General features: G+C 64.3%; 1 pseudogene. It reads right to left on the bottom strand.

The annotated features are described in order from the left end of the window. Positions 1–339: pseudogene (locus ACTNBB_RS09165) on the bottom strand (hypothetical protein); the annotation flags it as partial.

The raw sequence follows: 339 nt of genomic DNA, 5'->3' as shown, positions 1-339 counted from the left end.
GTGTGCCACCACTGCCACCTGGTCAAGATAACCGGCAGGTCCTACAGGCTGAAGGACCTGCCGAGGGACGGCCCCGTCGAGCCGTGACCGGAATCGGTGAAAATACGTTAGTGCAACCGGTGAAACCGCCTTTGCGCGAACGGCGCGCCTGTTTAGCGAAACTGGTGAAAAATAGATTGACGCTAACACGTGGTTGCGCTCGCAGGCGCCCTTCTGGTCGCTGCGCCTGGGGTCGCAGTAGAACAGCCTCGTCTCGCCCGGCCCCTCGCCGAGCAGCGCCGCGATCGCCGCCTCGTCGGAGAACTCGGCGCCGTTGTCGGTGAGGACGGCGCGGAACAC

This window comes from Collinsella sp. HCP28S3_B9 (assembly GCF_052066095.1).
Taxonomy (GTDB): Bacteria; Actinomycetota; Coriobacteriia; order Coriobacteriales; family Coriobacteriaceae; genus Collinsella.
The sequence above is the reverse complement of the archived record's forward strand: the minus strand, read 5'-3'. Positions and strand labels throughout refer to the sequence as shown.